General features: G+C 63.4%; 14 protein-coding genes, 1 tRNA gene and 1 other annotated feature. Of the genes, 8 read left to right on the top strand and 7 right to left on the bottom strand.

From position 1 onward, the window contains the following. Window positions 1-71 precede the first annotated feature (71 nt). The 6 genes from trpB to pyk all read left to right on the top strand — a co-directional run bounded on the left by trpB (window position 72) and on the right by pyk (window position 11524). Entirely contained in the window at window positions 72-1505 is a 1434-nt protein-coding gene (gene trpB / locus AAGW05_RS11945) for a tryptophan synthase subunit beta (protein WP_411804807.1), read from the top strand. Beyond that, entirely contained in the window at window positions 1498-2334 is an 837-nt protein-coding gene (trpA, locus tag AAGW05_RS11950; protein WP_411804750.1) for a tryptophan synthase subunit alpha, read from the top strand. Before trpB ends, trpA begins: the two co-directional genes overlap by 8 nt. Beyond that, window positions 2331-3344, top strand: coding sequence for a prolipoprotein diacylglyceryl transferase (lgt, locus tag AAGW05_RS11955; protein ID WP_411804751.1), 1014 nt, complete (start codon window positions 2331-2333; stop codon window positions 3342-3344). The genes trpA and lgt overlap by 4 nt, the downstream gene beginning before the upstream one ends. A 620-nt stretch (window positions 3345-3964) precedes the next feature. After that, window positions 3965-8524, top strand: a complete 4560-nt coding sequence (gene gltB, locus AAGW05_RS11960; protein ID WP_411804808.1) for a glutamate synthase large subunit — start codon at window positions 3965-3967, stop codon at window positions 8522-8524. Beyond that, window positions 8517-9971, top strand: coding sequence for a glutamate synthase subunit beta (locus AAGW05_RS11965; protein WP_411804752.1), 1455 nt, complete (start codon window positions 8517-8519; stop codon window positions 9969-9971). The genes gltB and AAGW05_RS11965 overlap by 8 nt, the downstream gene beginning before the upstream one ends. Before the next feature lie 68 nt (window positions 9972-10039). Next, window positions 10040-11524, top strand: a complete 1485-nt coding sequence (gene pyk / locus AAGW05_RS11970) for a pyruvate kinase (protein WP_411804753.1) — start codon at window positions 10040-10042, stop codon at window positions 11522-11524. Between the two features lie 209 nt (window positions 11525-11733). On the opposite strand, the gene AAGW05_RS11975 is transcribed toward pyk, so the two are convergent. Next, window positions 11734-12336 carry an ANTAR domain-containing response regulator gene (locus AAGW05_RS11975; RefSeq protein WP_411804754.1) on the bottom strand — a complete coding sequence of 201 codons (603 nt, stop codon included), beginning with the start codon at window positions 12334-12336 and terminating at the stop codon, window positions 11734-11736. A gap of 178 nt (window positions 12337-12514) precedes the next feature. Here AAGW05_RS11975 and AAGW05_RS11980 point away from each other — a divergent pair. Both AAGW05_RS11980 and AAGW05_RS11985 read left to right on the top strand, forming a co-directional pair. Further along, window positions 12515-12595: transfer RNA gene (locus AAGW05_RS11980), tRNA-Leu, on the top strand. 463 nt (window positions 12596-13058) lie between these two features. Beyond that, window positions 13059-14278, top strand: a protein-coding gene (locus tag AAGW05_RS11985) for an IS3 family transposase (RefSeq protein WP_411804755.1) whose coding sequence is annotated in 2 segments (ribosomal slippage) — window positions 13059-13338 and window positions 13338-14278 — 1221 coding nt in all. Because the reading frame shifts where the segments join, the coding sequence is not laid out codon by codon here. Beyond that, window positions 13337-13450, top strand: a sequence feature (AL1L pseudoknot). It overlaps the preceding gene by 114 nt. On the opposite strand, the gene AAGW05_RS11990 is transcribed toward AAGW05_RS11985, so the two are convergent. The 6 genes from AAGW05_RS11990 to argF all read right to left on the bottom strand — a co-directional run bounded on the left by AAGW05_RS11990 (window position 14240) and on the right by argF (window position 23245). Beyond that, window positions 14240-14791 carry an HAD family hydrolase gene (locus tag AAGW05_RS11990; RefSeq protein WP_411804756.1) on the bottom strand — a complete coding sequence of 184 codons (552 nt, stop codon included), beginning with the start codon at window positions 14789-14791 and terminating at the stop codon, window positions 14240-14242. The genes AAGW05_RS11985 and AAGW05_RS11990 overlap by 39 nt on opposite strands. Before the next feature lie 169 nt (window positions 14792-14960). After that, window positions 14961-17678, bottom strand: coding sequence for a plasma-membrane proton-efflux P-type ATPase (locus tag AAGW05_RS11995; RefSeq protein WP_411804757.1), 2718 nt, complete (start codon window positions 17676-17678; stop codon window positions 14961-14963). After that, entirely contained in the window at window positions 17668-18780 is a 1113-nt protein-coding gene (locus tag AAGW05_RS12000) for a class I fructose-bisphosphate aldolase (RefSeq protein WP_411804758.1), read from the bottom strand. The genes AAGW05_RS11995 and AAGW05_RS12000 overlap by 11 nt, the downstream gene beginning before the upstream one ends. Next, window positions 18777-21218, bottom strand: coding sequence for a phosphoketolase (locus AAGW05_RS12005; protein WP_411804759.1), 2442 nt, complete (start codon window positions 21216-21218; stop codon window positions 18777-18779). The genes AAGW05_RS12000 and AAGW05_RS12005 overlap by 4 nt, the downstream gene beginning before the upstream one ends. After that, on the bottom strand, window positions 21215-22213 hold the full coding sequence (locus AAGW05_RS12010; RefSeq protein WP_411804760.1) for a carbamate kinase: 999 nt from the start codon (window positions 22211-22213) through the stop codon (window positions 21215-21217). Before AAGW05_RS12010 ends, AAGW05_RS12005 begins: the two co-directional genes overlap by 4 nt. After that, the gene (gene argF / locus AAGW05_RS12015; protein WP_411804761.1) at window positions 22214-23245 is read right to left on the bottom strand and encodes an ornithine carbamoyltransferase; all 1032 of its coding nucleotides are present in this window, start codon (window positions 23243-23245) and stop codon (window positions 22214-22216) included. Window positions 23246-23252: the final 7 nt, after the last annotated feature.

Genomic DNA, 23252 nt, shown 5'->3' on the forward strand with positions numbered 1-23252 from the left:
ACGGGCTTGCCCCGGGGGCACCGCCCCAGACCATTTGTGCACAATCAATGAGGAACAGGACGGTGGAACTGATGGCTCACGTGCCAGCAGCTTCGTCTCAGGAACCCGCCGACATGGTGGATCCGGCAACAGCATTCCTGCAGGGCAGCGCCCCCGCAGGATCAACACCGGAGCATTCGCTGCGGCACGCGCCCGGGCCGTACTTCGGCAGCTACGGCGGCCGGTGGATGCCCGAATCGCTCATTGCCGCCCTCGACGAGCTCGAGGACACCTTCGAGAAGGCCAAGGTCGATCCCGAGTTCCTCGCCCAGATCGCGGAGCTGAACAAGAACTACTCCGGCCGCCCGTCGCTGCTGACAGAGGCCACAAACTTCAGCAAGCACGCCGGCGGCGCCCGCGTGTTCCTCAAGCGCGAAGACCTGAACCACACCGGTTCACACAAGATCAACAATGTCCTCGGGCAGGCGCTGCTCGCCAAGCGCATGGGCAAGACCCGCGTCATCGCCGAAACCGGCGCCGGCCAGCACGGCGTTGCCAGCGCCACCGCCGCAGCCCTGTTGGGCCTTGAGTGCGTGGTGTACATGGGCGCCGAGGATTGCCGCCGCCAGGCGCTGAACGTTGCCCGCATGCAGCTGCTCGGTGCAACGGTTGTGCCCGTCACGAACGGTTCGCAGACGCTCAAGGACGCCATCAATGACGCCCTGCGCGACTGGGTCGCCAACGTCGACACCACGCATTACCTGCTCGGGACCGCCGCAGGCGCCCACCCGTTCCCCGCCATGGTCCGCTTCTTCCACGAGGTCATCGGCGAGGAGGCCCGCGGCCAGATCCTCGAGCAGATCGGCCGCCTGCCCGACGCCATCTGCGCCTGCATCGGCGGCGGTTCAAACGCCATCGGCCTGTTCCACGGCTTCCTTGATGACCCCTCAGTGAAGATCTACGGCTTCGAGGCAGGCGGCGACGGTGTCGACACCGGCCGTCACGCGGCCACCATCACGCTCGGCAAGCCCGGCGTGCTGCACGGCGCCCGTTCCTACCTGATGCAGGACGACGACGGCCAGACCATCGAGTCGCACTCGATTTCCGCAGGCCTGGACTACCCCGGCGTCGGTCCTGAACACTCCTACCTCAACGACATCGGCCGGGTCAGCTACGAACCCATCACCGACGCCGAAGCCATGGACGCCTTCAAGCTGTTGTGCCGCACCGAGGGCATCATCCCCGCCATCGAGTCCGCACACGCACTGGCCGGGGCACTCAAGGTCGGGCACCGCCTGGTCGCCGACGCCGACAAGCCCGAGGACATCGTCATCATCGTGAACCTCTCGGGCCGAGGCGATAAGGACGTGGAGACGGCTGCCGACTGGTTCGGCATGCTGGATGAAAACGGCAACGTCAAGGGCACCATGCTCTCCACCCGCAGCGCCAAGGGCGCAGCCCATGGTGCCGGCGCCCAGGCCGGCGACACCATGGATATCAACGCAGAGGATGCCAGCAATGAGTGAGACCACCAACACGGCAGCCACCGAAAGCAAGTCGGCAGCCGCCATTGAGCGTGCCAAGGCTGCCGGGCGCAAGGCACTGATTGCCTACCTGCCCGCCGGCTACCCCGACAAGCAGACCTCCATTGACGCGGCCATCGCCGTGGCCCGCAACGGCGCAGACATCATTGAGATCGGCATCCCGTACTCGGATCCTGTCATGGACGGTGCCGTCATTCAGGCTGCCACCACCGAGGCGCTGGCCAACGGCTTCCACGTTGAGGACGTGTTCGACGTCGTCGCGGCCATCACTGCCGAAACCGATGCCGCCGTCATGGTCATGACGTACTGGAACCCTGTCATGCGCATGGGCATTGACGAGTTCTCCCGCCGCCTGGCCGAGGCCGGCGGCGCGGGTCTGATCACCCCCGATCTCACTCCCGACGAGGCTGCCGAATGGTTGGCCGCCTCCGACAAGTACGGCCTGGACCGGGTGTTCCTCGTGGCGCCGTCCTCCACGCCCGAGCGTGTGGCGATGACTGTGGAGGCGACGCGCGGCTTCGTCTACGCCGTATCGATCATGGGTGTCACAGGCGCCCGGACCTCGGTGTCAAGTGCTGCCGAGGCCGTTGTTGCGGCAGTCCATGCCGCCGGCGCCCCGCGTGCCTGTGTCGGCCTGGGAGTGTCAAAGGCTGAACACGTCCGCGAAATTGCCGCCTACGCCGACGGTGTCATCGTGGGCACGGCCCTCGTGGCAGCCCTGCGCGATGGCGGCGTGGACGCCGTCGGCGCACTGGCCAAGGAACTCAGCTCAGGCTTCGACGCCCCCGCCCCCCAAGCAGCCGCCGAATGATGGGCGCATTTGCGGCACAGGCACTGGCCGGTTCCGTCTCCGCCGCCATCCCGGCGCCGACCTGGTCCGGTTTCGACATCGGCCCGCTGCGCGTCCACGCCTACGCCCTGTGCATCCTGCTGGGCATTGTCGCCGCGATTTGGCTGACAAACCGGCGCTGGAGCCGCCGGGGTGGCCCCGAGGGATCCATCTGGGACATCGCCATCTGGGCCATTCCCTTCGGCATCATCGGCGGCCGGCTCTACCATGTCTTCTCCTCCCCGGAGGCTTACTTCGGCCCCGGCTTCAACGGCACGGGCAACCTGGCCCTCATCCCGCAAATCTGGTTGGGCGGGCTCGGCATCTGGGGTGCCGTCGTGCTTGGCGTTGTTGGTGCCTGGATCGGCTGCCGCCGCGCCAACGTTAAGATTTCCGCGTTCATTGACGCCGCCGCCCCTGGCATCCTGCTGGCCCAGGCCATCGGGCGTTGGGGCAACTACTTCAACCAGGAGCTGTTCGGCGGCCCCACCACCCTCCCGTGGGGCCTGCGGGTCGCCCCTGAATTCGTTCCTGCCGGGTACAGCCCCGACACCCTGTTCCAGCCCACGTTCCTGTACGAGTGCATCTGGAACCTGCTCGGTGTTGCCGCGCTGCTGCTCATCGACAGGAAGATCAAGCTGCGTAGCGGACGGCTGTTCATGCTCTACGTGATGATCTACACGGCCGGCCGGGTGTGGATTGAAATGCTGCGCATCGATACTGCCGAGCAGGTCACGCTCTTTGGCATCACCACACGCCTGAACGTCTGGACAAGCATCCTGGTATTCATCGCCGCACTCGTGGCGTTCCTGGTGATCACCTACGTCAAGCGGGGCAAGCCGGACGAGTCCGTCTACCTGCCGGGCCGCGAGCCCTCCCTTGTGGGTGCCGGCGCCTCTGAATCGGCGACCGCGACGGCGACCGCCACCGACGACGCGACTGACGCGTCAAAGGAAGCTCCGAAGGGTGGCGGGTCCACGACGGACTCATGATCCATGCGGTGGTGACACTGCGCTGAAAAGCGGTCCCGGGTTTTTGAACCGGGGCCGCTTTTTGCATACCCACCCCTGAACGCTCCCGGAAACTGCCCGCCCGCGCCGAAGACGCCCCCAATCTGCCACAACGACGAATCTTGTCGGGTGTTTCGCGGGTTGGCCCAGCTAATGCGAAAGTACGAGCTCAAGGGCCTCGGCTATCTCACGCCGTGTTTCAGTGATGCTGCATCCATAATATTACTGATCGTGCAGATCGTACTGAATTATGAGATTCGTATATTTTGCTGCTTCCGGCGGATATATAGTAAAAACCGCTGCACACGAAGCCTTGACCCATGTATTCAGCTTCTGTTGTGCGTATGCACTATGAACTACAAGTTCATTGGCAGATGCGCAGTGCGGCCGCTCCACGGTCCCTCCATGCGGAAGACCCACGGACAGGCCAACAGCAGCCACAGCAGCACCGTTGGATCAGGACCATCCTTCCAGCGACCGGGCCAACGTTGTCCCCCACCATCGCTCATAATTTGGGGAAGGACTTACACGTCGTGACTTTGAAACCTGCACGTGACTCCCACCGGCCGCAGGCCGTCTCACCATTCACCCGCTTTGCCGCCATGCCCGCACAGGCGGGGCTGTACCGTCCCGAAAATGAAAAGGACGCCTGCGGCCTGGCCGTCGTGGCCACACTGCGCGGAACGCCGGGTCACGACATCGTTGAAAAGGCACTCATCGCCCTGCGCAACCTCGAACACCGCGGGGCTGTGGGCGCTGATGAGGGAACCGGCGACGGCGCCGGCATCCTGACCCAGGTGCCCGACGCGTTTTTCCGCGCCGTTGTCGGCTTCGAACTCCCCGCACAGGGCAATTACGCTGTGGGAACCGCGTTCCTGCCCACCGAAGCCCCCGAGCTGTCGGCCGCGATCGCCGGTCTTGAGGCACTTGCCGAACGCGAAGGACTGCGTGTCCTGGGCTGGCGCGACGTGCCCGTCGTTGCAGACCTGGTCGGTGCCAGTGCCCGCGCCTGCATGCCGCACTTCAGCCAGCTCTTTGTTGAATTGACCAATGAGCCGAAGACCCCGCTGGATCCCACCATTGCGAACGAGCTTGACGGCAAGGCCTTCCGCCTACGCAAGCGCGCACAGCAAAAGTTCGGTGTGTACTTCCCGTCGTTCTCCTCCAAGACCATTGTGTACAAGGGCATGCTGACCACGGCCCAGGTTGAACCGTTCTACCCGGACCTTTCCGATGAACGATTCGCCACCAAGCTGGCCGTGGTGCACTCGCGCTTCTCCACCAACACCTTCCCGTCGTGGCCGCTGGCGCAGCCGTTTCGGACCATTGCCCACAACGGCGAGATCAACACCGTCAAGGGCAACCGGAACTGGATGCGCGCCCGCCAGTCGACCATGGCACACCCGTTGCTGGGGGACACCCCCGAGGAACTGTTCCCCATCTGCACGCCCGGCGCCTCCGATTCGGCATCCTTTGACGAGGTTGCCGAACTCCTGTGGCTGTCGGGGCGGCCCATCACCGAAGCCGTCATGATGATGATCCCCGAGGCCTGGGAAAATCACGCCACCATGGATCCCGCCCGCAAGGCGTTCTACGAGTACCACTCCCTCATGATGGAGCCCTGGGACGGCCCGGCCGCCGTATCCTTCACCGATGGCACACTTGTCGGCGCAACCCTTGACCGCAACGGCCTCCGCCCGGCCCGTTTCTGGGTCACCGACGACGGCCTCGTGGTCCTGGCATCGGAGGTCGGCGTCCTTGACATCGACCCCGCAACCATCGTCAGCAAGGGCCGCGTCGCCCCCGGCACCATGTTCCTGGTGGACACCGCCAAGGGCGAACTCATCAGCGACGCCGACATCAAGGCCCAGGCCGCCGCAGCGCAGCCGTACGAACAGTGGGCGAAGGAAAACACTATCCGGCTGGCCGAGCTGCCCGAGCGCGAACACGTCGTCCACACCGCGTCCTCGGTGCTGCACCGCCAGCGCACCTTCGGCTACACCACCGAGGAACTGCGGATCCTGCTGGGCCCGATGGCAAAAACAGGGGCCGAGCCCCTGGGCGCCATGGGCACCGACACCCCTGTTGCCGTGCTGTCCAAGCGCCCGCGCCTGCTTTTTGACTACTTTGTCCAGCAGTTCGCCCAGGTCACCAACCCGCCGCTTGACGCGATCCGCGAGGAACTCGTCACGTCCCTGAACACCACCATTGGCCCGCAGGGCAACCTGCTCTCCCGCCGCAAGGTCCAGGCACCCCAGCTGGCCCTCACGTTCCCCGTCATCGACAACGACGACCTCGCCAAGATCGCCAACATGGAAAGTCCCGCCACAGCAGATGGCGGAGGCGGCGAGCATCTCGCCATGAAAGTGCGCGGCCTGTACAAGGTCGACGGCGGACAGGTCGCCCTGCGCGCCCGGCTCACCGAAATCTGCGAGCAGGTCTCCGGGGCGATCAACCGCGGCGTGCAGTACGTTGTGCTCTCAGACAGGGATTCCTCGGCCGTCTGGGCGCCGATCCCTTCCCTTCTTCTGCTCAGCGCCGTCCACCACCACCTGTTGCGCAGTGCCAACCGCACGAAGGTTTCCCTTGTCGTTGAAGCCGGCGACGTCCGCGAGGTCCACCACGTTGCAGTCCTCGTGGGCTACGGCGCGGCCGCCGTCAACCCGTATCTGGCCATGGAAACCGTTGAAGAGCTCATCCGCAACGGCGACGTTGAGGGGGTCACCGCAGAGCAGGGCGTCCACAACTTGATCAAGGGCCTGGGCAAGGGTGTTTTGAAGATTATGTCCAAGATGGGCATCTCCACCGTTGCCTCCTACTGCGGCGCGCAGACGTTCGAGGCACTGGGCCTGTCCCAGGAACTCATCAACGAGTACTTCACCGGCACTGTCTCCCAGCTCGGCGGCGTCGGCCTTGACGTGGTTGCCAAGGAAGTCGCAGCCCGCCACACCATCGCCTACCCTGTCGACGGCGTGGACGTTCCGCACCGCCCGCTCCTTGGCGGCGGCGAATACCAGTGGCGCCGGGACGGAGAACCGCACCTGTTCAACCCCGACACAGTGTTCCGCCTCCAGCACGCAACGCGTGAACGCCGCTACGACATCTTCAAGAAGTACACCAACGGCATTGACGACCAGGCCAACAAGCTCATGACCTTCCGCGGCCTGCTCACCTTCAAGGACCGCCCGTCGATCCCGCTGGAGGAGGTGGAGCCCGTCAGCTCCATCGTCAAGCGCTTCTCGACCGGCGCCATGAGCTACGGCTCCATCTCCCAGGAGGCACACCAGACGCTGGCCATCGCCATGAACCGGCTGGGCGCCAAGTCCAACACGGGCGAGGGCGGCGAGGACGTTGAGCGCCTCCTTGACCCTGAACGCCGCAGCGCCATCAAGCAGGTGGCCTCGGGCCGGTTCGGCGTCACGAGCCTGTACCTGACCAACGCGCAGGACATCCAGATCAAGATGGCCCAGGGCGCCAAGCCCGGCGAGGGCGGCCAGCTCATGGCCAAAAAGGTGTACCCGTGGATTGCCGAAACCCGGCACTCAACTCCCGGCGTGGGCCTGATTTCCCCGCCCCCGCACCACGACATCTACTCAATCGAGGACCTTGCCCAGCTCATCTACGACTGCAAGCGAGCCAACCCGAGCGCCCGCGTCCACGTCAAGCTCGTATCCGAAATGGGGATTGGCACTGTGGCGGCCGGCGTGACCAAGGCCAAGGCCGACGTCGTCCTCGTTTCGGGGCACGACGGCGGAACCGGCGCCTCGCCGCTGAACTCGCTCAAGCATGCGGGCATGCCGTGGGAGCTGGGTCTGGCGGAAACGCAGCAGACACTGCGCCTGAACGGGCTGCGTGAGCGCGTGGTGGTGCAGGTCGACGGGCAGCTAAAGACAGGACGCGACGTTGTCATTGCCGCGCTGCTCGGCGCCGAGGAATACGGCTTCGCCACGGCGCCCCTAGTGGTGTCGGGCTGCGTCATGATGCGCGTCTGCCACCTTGACACCTGCCCCGTGGGGGTCGCCACCCAGAACCCGGAGCTGCGCAGCCGCTTCAGCGGCAAGCCTGAGTTCGTGGTGAACTTCTTCGAGTTCCTGGCCGAGGAGGTGCGCGAAATCCTGGCGGAGCTTGGGTTCCGCAGCATCGAGGAGGCCATCGGCCATTCAGACGTGCTCGACCTCAAGGCCGCCATGAACCACTGGAAGACCTCAGGGCTGGACCTGAGCCCCATCCTCTCCGATGCAGGCGTCCCCGCCGACGCCCCCGTGCGCCACATGACAAACCAGAACCACGAACTGGACAAGCACTTCGACCAGCAGCTGATCACCATGGCTGCCGAGTCACTTGGCGGCAGGGCGCCGGTGAAAATCAGCGTCCCCGTGGTCAACACGGACAGGTCGGTCGGCACCATGCTCGGCTACCACGTCACCAAGACGTTCGGCATTGACGTGCTGGGCCCCGACACCATCGACGTGACGCTGACAGGCCAGGCCGGGCAGTCAATGGGCGCATTCCTGCCGGCAGGGATCACGCTGCGCCTGCTCGGCGACGCAAACGACTACCTCGGCAAGGGCCTCTCCGGCGGGCGCATCACCGTCCGTCCCGACCGCCGCAACACCTTCGTGGCGGCCGAAAACGTCATCGCAGGCAACGTGATCGGCTACGGCGCAACAAGCGGGGAAATGTTCCTCAACGGACTCGTGGGGGAGCGCTTCCTGGTCCGCAACTCGGGTGCCACGGCCGTCGTGGAGGGCATCGGCGACCACGGCTGCGAGTACATGACGGGCGGGCGTGCACTGATCCTGGGCACCACCGGGCGCAACTTTGGCGCCGGAATGTCCGGCGGCACGGCCTATGTCCTTGACCTTGATCCGAACCTCGTGAACAAGGGCGCGCTGGATTCGGGGGAGCTTTCCCTCTTGGCGCTCGACGCCGTCGACTCCGAGATTGTCCACTCCCTTTTGGGCCAGCACTTTGAAGAGACGGAGTCGGAGAGAGCCGCTGAACTGTTGGCCGACTTCCCCGCAACGGCGGCCCGGATCACCAAGGTCCTCCCGCGCGACTATGCAGCAGTTTTGGAAACCCGCCTGGCAGCAGCCGGGCTGGGCGAAGACCCTGACGGGGCAACCGTCTGGCAGAAGATTTTGGAGGTCACCGGTGGCTGATCCACATGGTTTCTTAAACACCCGCGAACGCATCACCCAGACCCGCCGCCCTGTGCCTGTGCGCATCATGGACTGGAAGGAAGTGTACGAGGCGCAGGAAAAGGGCGTCTTGAAGTCACAGGCAGGGCGCTGCATGGACTGCGGCGTGGCCTTCTGCCATCAGGGCTGCCCGCTGGGGAACCTCATCCCCGAATGGAACGACCTCACCTGGCGCGGCAAGGGCCAGGAGGCCATCGAGCGCCTGCACTCGACCAACAACTTCCCCGAGTTCACGGGCCGTCTGTGCCCGGCGCCCTGCGAGTCGTCCTGCGTGCTGGGCATCAACCAGCCCGCTGTGACCATCAAGCAGGTTGAGGTGTCCATCATTGATGAGGCCTTCGACCAGGACTGGGTCCACCCGCTGCCGCCTGCCCGGCTCACAGGCAAGACTGTCGCCGTCGTGGGTTCCGGACCTGCCGGGCTGGCAGCAGCACAACAGCTCACCCGCACAGGGCATACCGTGGCCGTGTATGAGCGCGACGACAGGATCGGCGGGCTGCTGCGTTACGGCATCCCCGACTTCAAGCTTGAGAAGGAAAGCGTTGACCGCCGTGTGGAGCAGATGGCTGCCGAGGGCACCCGCTTCCGCACCGGCGTCGAGGTGGGTAAGGACATCGGGTGGGACGAGCTGCGCCGGCGCTATGACGCCGTCGTGGTCTGCATCGGGGCAACCGTTCCGCGCGACCTGCCCATCCCGGGCCGGGCACTTGGGGGCGTACATTTCGCCATGGACTACCTCGTCCAAGCCAACAAGGTGGTGGCTGGTGACGCCGTCGCGGGTCAGATCGATGCGCGCGGCAAGCACGTTGTCATCCTTGGCGGCGGTGACACCGGGGCCGACTGTCTGGGCACCGCGCACCGCCAAAAGGCTGCGTCGGTGACGACCCTGGCGATCGGCCAGCAGCCGCCGCTTGCGCGCACCGAAGCCCAGCCGTGGCCCACCTTCCCGAACCTTTTTGAGGTGGCCAGCGCGCACGAAGAGGGCGGCGAACGGACCTACCTCGCTTCGACAGTTGAATTCCTGGGCGAAAACGGCGTCCTGACCGGATTGAAGATTGCCGAAACGGAGTTCGTCGGAGGACGCAGGGTGCCCAAGGAGGGCACTGAGCGGATCATCCCGGCTGATTTGGTGTTGCTGTCGCTTGGCTTCACCGGGCCGGAGTCGGCAGAGCTTGTGCACCAGCTGCCGGTATCCCTGGACGGGCGATCGAACATTGGCCGCGACGGCTACTACATGACGGGACGCGACGGTGTTTTTGCCGCAGGGGATGCGGGCCGCGGACAGTCGTTGATTGTGTGGGCGATTGCCGAGGGTCGTGCGTGTGCGGCTGCTGTGGACAAACACCTGATGGGGGAGACGTTCCTGCCCGCACTTGTCTCACCCAGTGACTCAGCTATCAGTGTCTAGCGCCGAGGCGATAGGCTGTTGTAAGGCACCAAAGATTTCTGCTGAAAACCACACATGAGGTAGGTACATTGAGACGCGCAAAGATTGTTGCGACTTTCGGGCCGGCTATTGCCAGCTATGAGAACACACTTGCGGTACTGGAGGCGGGCGTCAACGTAGCCCGCATGAACATGAGCCACGGCGACTACACCGTGCACCAAAACACGTACGAGAACGTGCGCAAGGCAGCCGAAGCACTGGGCAAGCCCGTCGCCATCATGGCCGACCTGCAGGGCCCGAAGATCCGTTTGGGCCGCTTCGCCAACGGCGAAGGCTACGACCTGGCCGTGGGCGACGTCTTCACGATCACCACCGAGGACGTCCCGGGCACCAAGGACATCTGCTCCACCACGCTGAAGTCACTGACCGAAGACGTCAAGGTCGGCGACATCATGCTGATCGATGACGGCAAGGTCTCCGTCCAGGCCACTGCCGTTGACTCCGTCAAGGTTGTCACCGTTGTCACCGTTCCGGGCAAGGTTTCCAACAACAAGGGCATCAACCTGCCCGGCGTTGCAGTGAACGTGCCCGCCTTGAGTGAAAAAGATGAAGACGACCTGCGCTGGGCACTGGAGTGCGGCGTGGACCTGGTTGCCTTGTCGTTCGTGCGAGACGCAGCCGACATCAGCCGCGTCCACGAAATCATGGACGCCGCAGGACGCCGCGTGCCGGTGATCGCCAAGATCGAAAAGCCGCAGGCCGTCGAGAACCTCGAAGCCATCGTTGACGCTTTCGACGCCATCATGGTTGCCCGTGGCGATCTGGGCGTGGAGCTTCCCCTGGAGGATGTTCCGCTGGTGCAGAAGCAGTGTGTCGAGATGGCACGCCGCTGGGCCAAGCCGGTCATCGTGGCCACGCAGGTCCTGGAATCCATGATCGACAACCCGCGCCCCACCCGCGCTGAGGCCTCCGACTGTGCAAACGCCGTGCTCGACGGCGCGGATGCAGTCATGCTCTCCGGCGAGACAAGCGTTGGTAAGTTCCCGATCGAGACCGTCAAGGTCATGGCCCGCATCATCGAGGCCACCGAGAAGGACGGCCTGAAGCGTATCCCGTCACTGGGCTCCGAGCCGAAGACGCGCGGCGGTGTCATCACCGCAGCTGCCGTGCAGATCGCCGATCAGCTCGACGCCAAGTTCATTGCAACGTTCACGCAGTCAGGTGACTCGGCACGCCGTTTGTCCCGTCTGCGCCCGTCCAAGCAGGTTTTCGCTTTCACCCCTGAAGTGAGCGTGCGCAACCAGCTGGTAATGAACTGGGGCATCGAACCCGTTCTTGTTCCCATGGTTGCCCACACCGACGCGATGACCGAGCAGGTTGACGCGGTCCTGTTGGAGAAGGGTGTCGTCACCGAAGGCGACCTGGTTGTCATCTCCGCCGGTTCCCCTCCCGGACAGGCCGGTTCCACGAACCTCGTCAAGGTCCACAAGGTGGGCGACCTCGCCGACCTGGGCAAGGCCGAAGGTGGCGTCCGCATCAACAAGGAAAAGATTGGCCCCTGGCCGGTTGCCTAACTGGTTTAGTTAATGCACGACGGCGGCACCCACCTTTTCGTGGGTGCCGTCGTCGTTGTTTGTGGCAAGGACCTGGCACATGGTGGGTGCCGCGGCCGTGAATGTGAAAAATGCCATAGTTTGACGTTTTTGCCATGGTTCAAACCCTGGCAAAAACGTCAAACTATGGCATTTTCTGCCCCCGTTCGGGGCGCGGTGGTGCTTGAGGCTTAGTTGACCTGGTTGATGATGGTCTCGGCGACCTCGCGCATGCTCAGGCGGCGGTCCATGGAGGTCTTCTGGATCCAACGGAAGGCCTCAGGCTCGGTGAGGCCCATCTTGGTGGTCAGCAGGCTCTTGGCGCGTTCTACAAGCTTGCGGGTGGCGAACTGTTCCTGGAGGTCGGAGACCTCGTCCTCGAGGGCCTTGATTTCCTCGTGACGCGAGAGGGCGATCTCCAGGGCCGGGAGAAGGTCGGCCGGGGTGAAAGGCTTGACGACGTAGGCCATGGCCCCGGCGTCGCGCGCGCGCTCCACGAGTTCCTTCTGGCTGAAGGCGGTCAGCAGGACGACGGGGGCGATGCGTGCCTTGACGATGATCTCAGCGGCCGTGATGCCGTCCATGACGGGCATCTTGACGTCCATGAGGACCAGGTCAGGCTTGAGCTCCTTGGCCAGCGCGACGGCCTTCTCGCCGTTGTCAGCTTCGCCGACGACGTCGTAGCCTTCGCCACGCAGGATCTCCATGATGTCCAAGCGGATCAGGGTCTCATCCTCGGCAACAATGACGCGGCGTGCGGGGGAGGTGGGGGTTGATTCCGCTTGTTCTGACACAGAGACTCCTAAGACGTGGTGAAGTGCACCACAATTGGTAAATTTTTAGCCCCTGACAGGGCCCGGTTCCACAAAACAGCCTATCTCCATGTAGAGTAGTTCCGCGCACTCGTTCGGAAGTGATTCCAAAATGGGAGCGTGATCTTTGTAACGGTGTTCCTTTGAACATGTTGCTAAGGCCCAAGTGGCGGAACGGCAGACGCGCTGCACTCAAAATGCAGTATCGAAAGGTGTGTGGGTTCGAATCCCACCTTGGGCACGCTAAACCCCCTGTTTACAGGGGGTTTTCGTGTTTAAGTGTTCCCAAAAACCCCGAATACGTTCCCGCGGATCAAGAATTAGGGGCATGGCAAGTGTTGTTGTACGCCGGTCGAAGTCTGGAACCACCTCGTTTCAATTGCGGTGGCGGGACCCCGATGTGGGCTAACAACAAAGCGTCACCTTCTCCCTGGAGTCCAATGCACGGATGCTGCAGAAATTCCTGGACGGGAACAGGCAATCCTTCACGGTCGCCCATAAGTGCCACGAGGGAATCCCTTCCGCTTCCAGATAGAGCAGATACTCGCCCGCCAATGCACCAAAACAGTCTCGTGTTGAACGCGCCAACCCCCGCTGGATCATGTTCTGGTCCCACGACCCCAGCAGTGCGGTGAACTCAGCGCAGCACGGTGAACCGCCCCGGGTTTAATGGAGGGTGTTGATTCCTTGAAAGGATGAGCATCATGGCTCCACCGAAGAAATATCCTGATGGGCTTCGCCAGCGGGCGGTCCGTCTCGTAATGGATGCCCAGAAGAATCCAGCGGACCGGCGGGGAGCTTGCACCCGTATCGGTGCGCAACTGGGCATTCCGGCCGACACGATCCGTGGTTGGGTCAAGACCGAGGAGATCGATCAGGGCGTGCGTCCTGGCACTACCACCGATGATGCGACCCGGCTGGCCGAGTTGGAACGCGAAGTTACCGAGCTGCGGAGGGCGAATGCGATCTTGAAGTCTGCGTCGGCTTTCTTCGCGGCGGAGCTCGACCGCCCCTCACGACGATGATCACTTTCATCGACCAGCACAAGGATGAATACGGGGTCGAGCCGATCTGCAGGCAGCTGCCGATTGCCCCCTCCACCTACTACGCTGCCAAGGCGCGTCCAGAATCTAAACGCACTGTCAGTGATGTAGTGACGACCGAGAAAATCAAGGAGGTACACAAGGACAACTACGGTGTTTACGGGGCCAGGAAAATCTACGCAGCCCTGAACCGTGCCGGCCACAAAGTCGCGCGGTGCACGGTGGAGCGGCTGATGCGCCGGGCCGGGCTGCACGGGGTACGGCGGGCCAAGGGACCTCGTACGACTGTGCCAGGGCCCTTGTCCCAGCGGCCGGCAGACCTGGTCCGGCGGCAGTTCACGGCACCGGCACCAAACTGTCTCTGGGTGGCGGATATAACGTACATCAAGACGTTTTCCGGCTGGGTGTACGCAGCGTTCGTGCTCGATGTTTTCTCCCGCCGCGTGGTCGGCTGGCAGCTTTCCACCACCATGCACACGGCCCTTGCGCTGGATGCGTTGGAGATGGGCTTATGGACTCGGCGGCGTGATCGAAAAGATGTATCACAACTTATTCACCACTCGGACAGAGGTGTGCAGTATCGTGCCATCCGCTACACCGAGCGCCTCGCCGAGGCTGAGGCTGTCGCTTCCGTAGGGGCCAAGGGTGATAGTTACGATAACGCCATGGCCGAGGCCCTCAACTCACTTTTCAAGGCCGAGCTGATCCGGAACAACGGGCCATGGACGGGCATCAACGATCTTGAAATAGCCGTCGCTGAGTACATCGATTGGTACAACTACCGGCGTCTCCACGGCGAAATCGGATACATCCCACCCGTGGAAGCAGAAACCAATTACTACTCAAACCTGCCCGCCATCAAAACGATGGAACGGGTCTAACAAACCCTCCACCAAACCCGGGGCTTGACAGCTGAGACCATCGATGCGGATATCGAACAACTCCGCGATGCCGGCGGCAGCGAGTATCTGGGTGCAGTTGGCGCTGGAAGACACCACTGCGGTGAGCAGCCCGACCTTACGTACCGCACGCACGTAGCGTACCGATCCCGCGTACGCTTGCACACCGTCGTGGCGGATCCGGCGGAGCAGAATTTCGTTCTTTGCCTGGCCCAGCGCTGTGATCGTTTCGGCTCCGGCCAGGTCTTCCGGGCCGCCGATGGGCAGCTCGATCCCCCGCGAGGCCAGAAACGAGGCGGTCCCATAGGCCCGGGACTTTCCGTCGACATAGGTGTCATAGTCCGTCGCCGGGTCGAATGCCACGAAGGGTGTCCCGAGGCGCTGTGCCCGGGGTTTCAGGTAGCTGTCAAACATCTCCTGCCATGCCGCGGCATGAATCGTTGCAGTCGCGGTCAGCACACCATCCAGATCGAACAGGCACGCAAGCGTCGCCACCCGCAATCCCACTGATGCTGCCGCCACCGGACTTTCCGCGGCCGGTGTCATGCCTGCCCGGCGTCCGCTTGGCACGTCGTTGCGCCGACCGACACGGCCGCGTCGGCGGGCAGAAGGGACTGCTGGCTCACCTGGCTCTTACAGGTCTGGAACAACGTATGTCGCCACGTCATGTCAATCCGCCAGTCTTGGGCAGGGTGGCCCGATCGTGTTTGGGATGCCAACCAGTTGCAGCGTCGGTGTTTGTCGGTGCCGGGGTGGTCATGGTGGTGGGTTTTGATCTCCTGGGCGTTGGAGCAGTTGTTGTCGTCGGGATAGGCGCTGTCGCCGGGGTCGTTGTCTGAGACGGGCCGTGGATGGCGTCGTGCTCGGGTGATAGCGTGTCCTCGGTCGTGTTCGCGTCGTCTGGGCTGGCGGTCTTGTTGGTGCGGTCGAAGACGCGGTAGGCGAGAAGTTTGATGCGGTCGCTGGCCAAGGCCCAGATGATGGCGTAGCCCCAGACGAACGCGGCCCAGCCCCAGCCCAGCGGGGTCATGAACAGCCCGTAGACGGCGATGAGGGTCGCCACGGCCTGGGTTCCTAGAACCGCTATCCAGAGGATGCGGGCTGGGCGGATGGACCAGAACGGGCCACGGGTGCGGGTGAGGAAGATTGTGAGGTGACCGGCAACCGAGAGCATCAGGTACATCATGGTTTGCAGTTGGGGACGGCCCAGGCCAAATACCTTCTCGCCGAGGTAGAAAAGACCAAACGCGGCGATCGGTCCCACGACACCGAGCACCGTGGCGATCCCCAGCACCAGACGCATGTTCCAGGCTTCAGGTTTCATCTTGTAGTGGACGTTGTCATAGGCGATGGAGAGAATGGCGCCGTCGTTGAGCAGGGCCAACATGACGATCATTATCGCAGTGACGGGGAAGAAGTTGAAGACGAGGATTGACCCGGTGACGAATAGCAGCACCCGGAGTGTTTCGGCGATGCGGTACATGGCGTAGGAGTTCATCCGCTGAAAGATCTTGCGGCTTTCCTTGATCGCGTCAATGATCACCGCCAGCCCGGGGGTGAGCAGGACGATCGCGGCGGCGGCGCGGGCAGCGTCGGTGGCGCCGGAGACGGCGATCCCGCAGTCGGCTTTCTTCAGGGCCGGTGCGTCGTTGACGCCGTCGCCGGTCATTCCGACGATGTGACCTCGCTGCTGGAGTACGTCGATAATGTGGTACTTGTGCTCGGGGAAGACTTGGGCGAACCCGTCGGCGGTCTCGATGGACTGAACTGCCTCGGGGGATTCCTGCTTCTTCACGTCGCCGAGGCCCGCGGCGTCGAGGATCTTGGTGCCGAGCCCGACTTTGGCCGCGGTCTCCTTGGCAATCGCGATCGCGTCACCGGTGACCATCTTCACGCTCACGCCCATCGTCCGGGCGGTGGCGATCGTCGTCTTCGCGTCCTGCCGGGGCGGGTCGAAGAGCGGGAGCACGCCCAGGAATATCCATTGGTCCCGGTCGTCGGTGCGAGCGACCCCCAGCGACCTGTAGCCGCGGGCGGCGAAATCGTTGACGGCGGCCTCGACGGCCGGTGTGATCGCGGCACTGTCGCCTGCAAGAGCGAGGATGACCTGCGGAGCGCCCTTACTGACTTTGAACGTCATCCCATCGGAGCTGGTGACGGTGGCCTCGGTGCGTTTGTCGACGGGGTTGAAGGGTTCGAAGTGGATGATCGTGTAAGGCTGCAAGGCGTCTTTGTCGGACAGGCCGCCGAGCACGGCGAGGTCGATGGGGTCATCGTTCTCGGCGCGGGAAGCTAGCGCACCTGCCAGGACGACGTCGGCGGCCGTGATGGTGTCGATGCTGAACGGCTCGCCCAAGGTGAGCGAATTCTGCGTCAGCGTGCCGGTTTTGTCCGCGCACAGCACGTCCACGCCGGCGAGTTCCTCGATCGCGACCAGCCGGCTGACGACGGCCTTCTTCTTGGCCAGCAGCCGGGCACCGACCGCCATGGTCACCGACAGCACCGTGGGCATGGCGACCGGGATCGCCGCGACGGTCAGCACTAGAGCGAACTGCAGGGTGGTCAGGACTGCGTCGCCTCGCAACAACGAGACGAGTACGATCACCGCGACGAACACTGCCGCAAGCACAATAAGGTAGTTGCCGATTTTCAGGACAGCTTTTTGGAAGTGGCTGACGGTGTGGGCATCGGCGACCAGTTCGGCGGTCTTGCCGAAGTAGGTGCGGGTGCCGGTGGCGTAGACCAGTGCACCGATCTCGCCGCGTCGGATGATCGAGCCCGAGTACACCGGATCCCCAGGTTTACAACTCGCGGGCAGGGACTCTCCGGTGAGGGCGGATTGGTCGACCTCGATCTCGTCGCCCTCCAGTAGACGGGCGTCGGCGGGGACGATGTCACCGAGTCGCAGACGAATCACGTCGCCGGGCACCAGTTCTCGTGCGGCCGGGGTACCCCATTCGCCGTCACGTCGCACGCGGGCGGTGATGGCGAGTTTGGCTTTCAGCGCATCAATGGCGTTGCCGGCTTGGCGCTCCTCGGTGTAGCCGACGACGGCGTTGGCCAGTAGCAGCACCAAGATGATGAAGAAATCAGGCCAGTGCCCAACCGCGCCCGAGAGGATCACCGCGACCTCGATCATCCATGGGATCGGTCCCCAGAAGTAGGACAGGAACTTCAGCAACGGGTTGGTCTTGTGCTCGGCAATCTCGTTCGGCCCGTACGTGATCAGCCGTTGCGCCGCTTCGGCCTGGCTCAGCCCCTCCGGTGAGGTGCCGAGCTGCTTCTGGACCTCCGCCATGGGCAGCGTCTTCAAGTCGGTCGTCGGGTCGGGGTTAGAGGTCGCCGGGGCGTCCGGCGTCGATTTTGTGCTGTCAGTACTCATGGTGGTCATCCGCCCGCTCAAAATGGGTGCCGGGACCGCCGCGGGCATCCCGATTGGCCGTAACCCGTTGCTGGAGGGCCTGCTGGGCACATGTCGCATGAGCGTCCTGGCCGCCCCAGATCGTCAGGGCCGGCTGCTGGATCGCGCGGCCGAAGGAGAAAGCCACCGGCCATGGCAGGGGTGGATCTGTGCGGCTGTTGATGGCGGCCAGCCGGGTTGTGGCGAGGTCTCCAGACTGGCCTCTGGAGAGAAACGTGATCCCGGCGACCGCGGCAGGCACGGCCCGCCTCAGGCATGTCCGAGTGGCCTGGGCCACGGTTGAGACGGGGTCCTGAATTGGACAGTCAAGCCCTGGAAGGATCATGTTGGGTTTCAGGAGCATCCCCTCCAGCACGACTGCCTGCTCCGCGAGTTGATTGAAGACGACACGAAGCACCTCTTCAGTGACCTGGCCACACCGGGCGAGGGTGTGCTCGCCGGTCATCAGCACTTCCGGTTCTCCGATCGGCACCAGGCCGGCCTCCTGGCAGAGCGCGACGTAACGCGCCAACGCGTGCGCGTTGGCCACTACCGAGGCCCTGCTGGGTGTGGAGGCGCCGATGGTGAACACGGCCCGCCATTTCGCGAAGCTGGCGCCCAGCTGGCGAGACTCCTGCAGACGGTCGCGCAATCCGTCAAGGCCTTCGGTAACTTTCTCTCCGGGATGGCCGGCCATCGGTGTCGCGCCGAGGTCGACCTTGATGCCCGTGGCGATCCCGGCATCGTGCAGGACGCTCGGGAACGACACCCCATCAGCGGTGCGTTGCCGAATGGTCTCGTCGCAGACGATGACTCCACCGATGCTGTCGCCGAGGCCAGGGGTGGTGACGATTAGTTCCCGGTATGCGCGGCGGGCCTGCACAGTTTGGGGTATTCCGAGCCGGGCGAAGCGCGAGTTGCAGGTGGGGATCGATTCATCGATCGCCAACAGGCCCTTGTTGTCGGCAAGCAATACCCGCGCCGCCTCCACCACTGCGGAGTCAAATACAGCAGCGTCGACAGTCCCTGGGCCAGCGGGCAAGGCACCAGTCTCCGGCGTGATGGTTGCAGGAGTGGTGGTCATTGCCACGGGGTCCACACCCAGTCGCGGATTTCGGGCAGGTCCTGGCCGTGGTGGTTGATGTAGAGGTTGTGTTCGATGAGCTTGTCAGCCATGCTCTGTTTGAGATAGTCCCCGGTGGCGCCGAGTTGCGGGAGCCGGTCGATGACGTCCTGGACTAGGTGGAATCGGTCTAGCCGGTTTTGTACGCGCATGTCGAAAGCCGTGGTGATGGTGCCCTCCTCGATGTAGCCGCGCACATGCAAGTTGCGGTTGGTCCGCCGGTAGGTCAGGCGGTGGATCAGAGTCGGGTAACCGTGGAAGGCGAAGATGATGTGCTTGTCCTTGGTGAACAGCGTGTCGAAGTCTGTATCGGAGAGCCCGTGCGGGTGTTCGCTGGCTGATTGAAGCTTCATCAAGTCCACGACGTTGACGACCCGGACCTTTAGCTCGGGCAGGTTTTCTCGCAGGATCATGGCCGCGGCCAGCACCTCCAGGGTGGGGGTGTCCCCACAACAGGCCAGAACGACGTCGGGCTCGGCTCCACGGTCGTTGCCCGCCCACTCCCAGATCCCAATACCCTTCGTGCAGTGGACCTCCGCCTCGGCCATGGACAGCCATTGCGGCATGGCACGCTTGCCGGCGAGGATGACGTTGACGTAGTGACGGCTTCGTAGGCAGTGGTCGGCGACACTGAGCAGGCAGTTCGCATCCGGCGGGAGGTAGACCCGGACGATGTCGGCCTTCTTATTCACCACGTGATCAAGGAAGCCGGGGTCCTGGTGGGTGAAACCGTTATGGTCCTGCTGCCACACGTGGGACGCCAGCAGGTAGTTCAGCGAGGAAATATCGCGCCGCCAGGGCAGGGCCTTGGTGATCTTGAGCCATTTGGCGTGCTGGTTGAACATCGAGTCAACGATGTGGATGAACGCTTCGTAGCAGTTGAACAGGCCATGGCGGCCGGTAAGCAGATAGCCTTCCAACCATCCTTGGGACTGGTGCTCGGAAAGCATCGAGTCCAACACCAACCCGGATGGGGCCAAAAACTCATCGTTTTCGACCGTGCGGGCCTCCCACTGTCGGTCGGTGGCCTCGAATACAGCCCCAAGCTTGTTTGAAAGCGTCTCGTCGGGACCGAAGATCCTAAAGTTCCGTCGTTCACCGTTGAGATTGATGACATCGCGCAGGAACTCGCCCAACACGGCAGTGTCTTCTGCCTCCACGGCACCGGGCGCAGCCACGGCAACCGCGTGGGTCCGGAAATCGGGCATCTGCAGGTCCTGCAGAACCAATCCGCCGTTCGTGTGGGGATTGGAGCCCATCCGCGCTTGCCCCGTCGGGGCAAGCGCGGCCAACTCAGGCAGCAGTCGTCCGTCGGTATCGAAGAGTTCTCCCGGTTTGTAACTGCGCATCCATTCCTCGAGCTGCGCTACATGCCCGGGATGGGCCGCATCGACCAGCAACGGCACCTGATGGGCCCGGAAGGTACCCTCAATTTGCAGCCCGTCGACCACTTTCGGGCCAGTCCACCCCTTCGGGGAGCGCAGCACGATCATCGGCCACCTGGTCCTTTGCGTGAACCCATCAACGCGCGCATCGGACTGGATCGCGAGGAGGTCCTCAATGGCCTCATCCAACATGGAGGCCATCAGCTGGTGCATCTTCTCTGGATCATCGCCCTCGACATAGCGAGGGTCCCATCCACAGCCGCGCAGAAAGGCATCCAATTCCTCGGGCTCAATGCGGGCCAGCACTGTCGGGTTGCTGATTTTGTACCCGTTCAGGTGCAGGATCGGCAGGACCGCCCCGTCGCTGGCCGGGTTGAGGAATTTCGTGGAATGCCATGCCGTGGCCAGCGGGCCGGTCTCGGCTTCCCCGTCGCCGATGACGCAGGCGACGACCAGCCCGGGGTTGTCAAACACGGCTCCGAACGCGTGGCTGAGCGAGTAGCCGAGCTCGCCGCCCTCGTGAATCGAGCCCGGGGTGGTGGGGGCTACGTGGCTGGAAATCCCGCCCGGGAACGAGAACTGCGTGAACAGTTTCTTCATCCCCGCCTCGTCCTGGCTGATGTCCGGGTAGATCTCACTATACGAGCCCTCGAGATAGGTGTTGGCGACCAGCGCCGGCCCGCCGTGTCCGGGACCAGCGATGTAGAACATGTCCAGGTCGTATTTCACGATCGCCCGGTTCAGGTGCACATAGATGAAGTTCTGGCCCGGTGTCGTCCCCCAATGACCGACCACCAACGGCTTCACGTCCGTGAACTCCAGGGAACGCTTGAGCAGTGGATTGTTGTAGAGATAGATTTGCCCGACCGATAGATAGTTCGCCGCACGCCAGTAAGCATCCATTCGGAACAGTAGTTCAGGATCCAAGGTTGAGGTGTGCGCGGTGCCCTCCTCTTTACCGGATAAGGCAGGTACCGGAATCGCCGTGTTGAAAGTATTGGTCTGTTCAGTCATAACATTGCTCCTTTGGCTATGAGTGGCCCGGGTGGGGTCGTTGCCGCCGATGCACCGGATGTGGTGGCGGCAGCTTCCGGCGGCGTGGTGCCGCTGGTGATCGTAGTGCCGGTGTTTCCGTCCAGGACGTCGGCTGCCTCAGTGAGGGCGCCGATCGCGGATGGGTGGCCGGTGGCGGTAGTGAACCACGCAGCCGCGGCCACCTTAGGACCCATCGACCCTGCCGGAAGCTGCAGTTCGGTCAGGTCGTCGACGTTGATCCGATCAATGGCGTGCGCGTCCGGGGTGCCGAAGTCGCGCATGACTGCTGTGACATCGGTGAGCAGGAGCAGCCTGTCGGCGCCTACCTCTAGGGCGATGCGGGCCGAGGTATAGTCCTTGTCGACTACAGCCTCAACGCCTCGCAGCTGGCCTGCGGGATCCCGAATAACTGGAGAGCCGCCTCCGCCGCCACACACGACCAGTGCGCCGGCGTGAAGCAGGTGCAAGATGCTGTCCTGTTCGATGATTCCCAGTGGGCGAGGGGAGGCCACGACCCGCCGCCAGGACGAGCCGTCGGCGCGGACCTGCCAGCCATGGCGTACAGCCAGCTCGTCGGCCTCGCTGCGGGTGTAGGTCCGCCCGATGAATTTCGAGGGCGAAGCGAAACCCGGGTCGGTCTCGTCGACGAGCGTCTGCGTGATCACAGCGACTACCGGACAGGTTACGCCGGCATTGCGCAACTCCTGGGTAATCCAGTAACCGATCATCCCTTGCGTTTGGGCTCCGAGGGCGTCCAAGGGATACGCCTCTGTCAGTGACTGATCGGCTTCGCTCTCCATGGCCAACAGCCCGATCTGGGGGCCATTGCCGTGGCACACGATCAGTTGGTGGTCGCGGGCGAGAGGCGCCAGAGCAGCTGCCGCTTGGCGGATATGACGGCGTTCGACATCGGCGTCGGGCCGGTCCTTGCGTTCAATTAGGGCATTGCCTCCCAGTGCGACGACGATGCGCATCTATCGGTCCCCTTGGGTCACGGAAGCGAGGGAACCGAGCATGACCGCTTTGATGGTGTGCATTCGATTCTCGGCCTGGTCATAGACACGAGACGCTGCGGAGTGGAACACCTCGTTGCTGACTTCCGCGCCGTCCAGTCCGTAGCGGTCGAAAATCTTCTTGCCAAGTGAGGTGGTGCTGTCGTGGATGCTTGGCAGGCAATGCAGGAACTGGGTTCTCGCGTTACCGGTCCGGGCCATCATGGATGTGTCAATGCGATACGGCGTCAGCAAAGGAACACGCTGGTCCCAGGACTCTTCGGATTCTCCCATACTCACCCATACGTCCGTATAGAGGAAGTCGGAACCGGCGATGGCTTCGTCCACGTCAGTGGTGACAGTGACCCTGGCCCCGGATTGGGCTGCGATTTCCTGCGCCGCGGCGACCACCGCCGGGTCGGGTTGGAGGAGGGCAGGAGCTGCGATTCTCACGTCCATGCCAAGAATGGCGGCCGAGGTCATGAGGCTGTTCGCCACGTTGTCGTGTCCGTCGCCCAGGAAGCAAACAACGACGTCTTGAAGGGGCTTGGTGGTGTTTTCCATCATCGTTAGCATGTCCGCCAGCGCCTGGGTGGGGTGCCATTCATTGGTGAGGGCGTTCCAGACTGGGACGGAGGCATGGTTGGCGAGCTCATCAACACTATTTTGGCCGAATCCGCGGTAGGCGATGCCGTCGTAGAAGCGGCTGAGAACCTTTGCCGTGTCCTCAAAGGACTCGGAACTGCCCAAATGGCTGCTTGCCGAATCCATGTACGTGCACCCGGCGCCCTCATCGTGGAGGGCGACCTCAAACGCGCTTCGCGTCCGGGTCGACGGCTTTTCGAAAATGACTGCGATGTTTCGTCCGAGCAGACGCGGCATAATGGCACGGGAAGCCCGTTGCCGTTTGAGCAGGGTGGCATCGGCAAGAAGCTGCTCATAGGCGGTCCGCGACAAGTCGGTGTCGCGAAGCAGGTGCCCAATCGTGGCGGTCTGGGGTGTGAGGGTTGTCATGAGTTCG

This window comes from Arthrobacter sp. LAPM80 (assembly GCF_046736435.1).
Classification (GTDB): Bacteria; Actinomycetota; Actinomycetes; order Actinomycetales; family Micrococcaceae; genus Specibacter.

Excerpts from the sequence above, each read along its gene's own strand:
- AAGW05_RS11995 (WP_411804757.1), bottom strand. The coding sequence starts at position 17,678 with ATGAGTACTGACAGCACAAAATCGACGCCGGACGCCCCGGCGACCTCT.
- gltB (WP_411804808.1), top strand. The coding sequence starts at position 3,965 with ATGCCCGCACAGGCGGGGCTGTACCGTCCCGAAAATGAAAAGGACGCC.
- AAGW05_RS12000 (WP_411804758.1), bottom strand. The coding sequence starts at position 18,780 with ATGACCACCACTCCTGCAACCATCACGCCGGAGACTGGTGCCTTGCCC.
- trpA (WP_411804750.1), top strand. The coding sequence starts at position 1,498 with ATGAGTGAGACCACCAACACGGCAGCCACCGAAAGCAAGTCGGCAGCC.
- AAGW05_RS12005 (WP_411804759.1), bottom strand. The coding sequence starts at position 21,218 with ATGACTGAACAGACCAATACTTTCAACACGGCGATTCCGGTACCTGCC.
- AAGW05_RS12010 (WP_411804760.1), bottom strand. The coding sequence starts at position 22,213 with ATGCGCATCGTCGTCGCACTGGGAGGCAATGCCCTAATTGAACGCAAG.
- argF (WP_411804761.1), bottom strand. The coding sequence starts at position 23,245 with ATGACAACCCTCACACCCCAGACCGCCACGATTGGGCACCTGCTTCGC.
- trpB (WP_411804807.1), top strand. The coding sequence starts at position 72 with ATGGCTCACGTGCCAGCAGCTTCGTCTCAGGAACCCGCCGACATGGTG.
- lgt (WP_411804751.1), top strand. The coding sequence starts at position 2,331 with ATGATGGGCGCATTTGCGGCACAGGCACTGGCCGGTTCCGTCTCCGCC.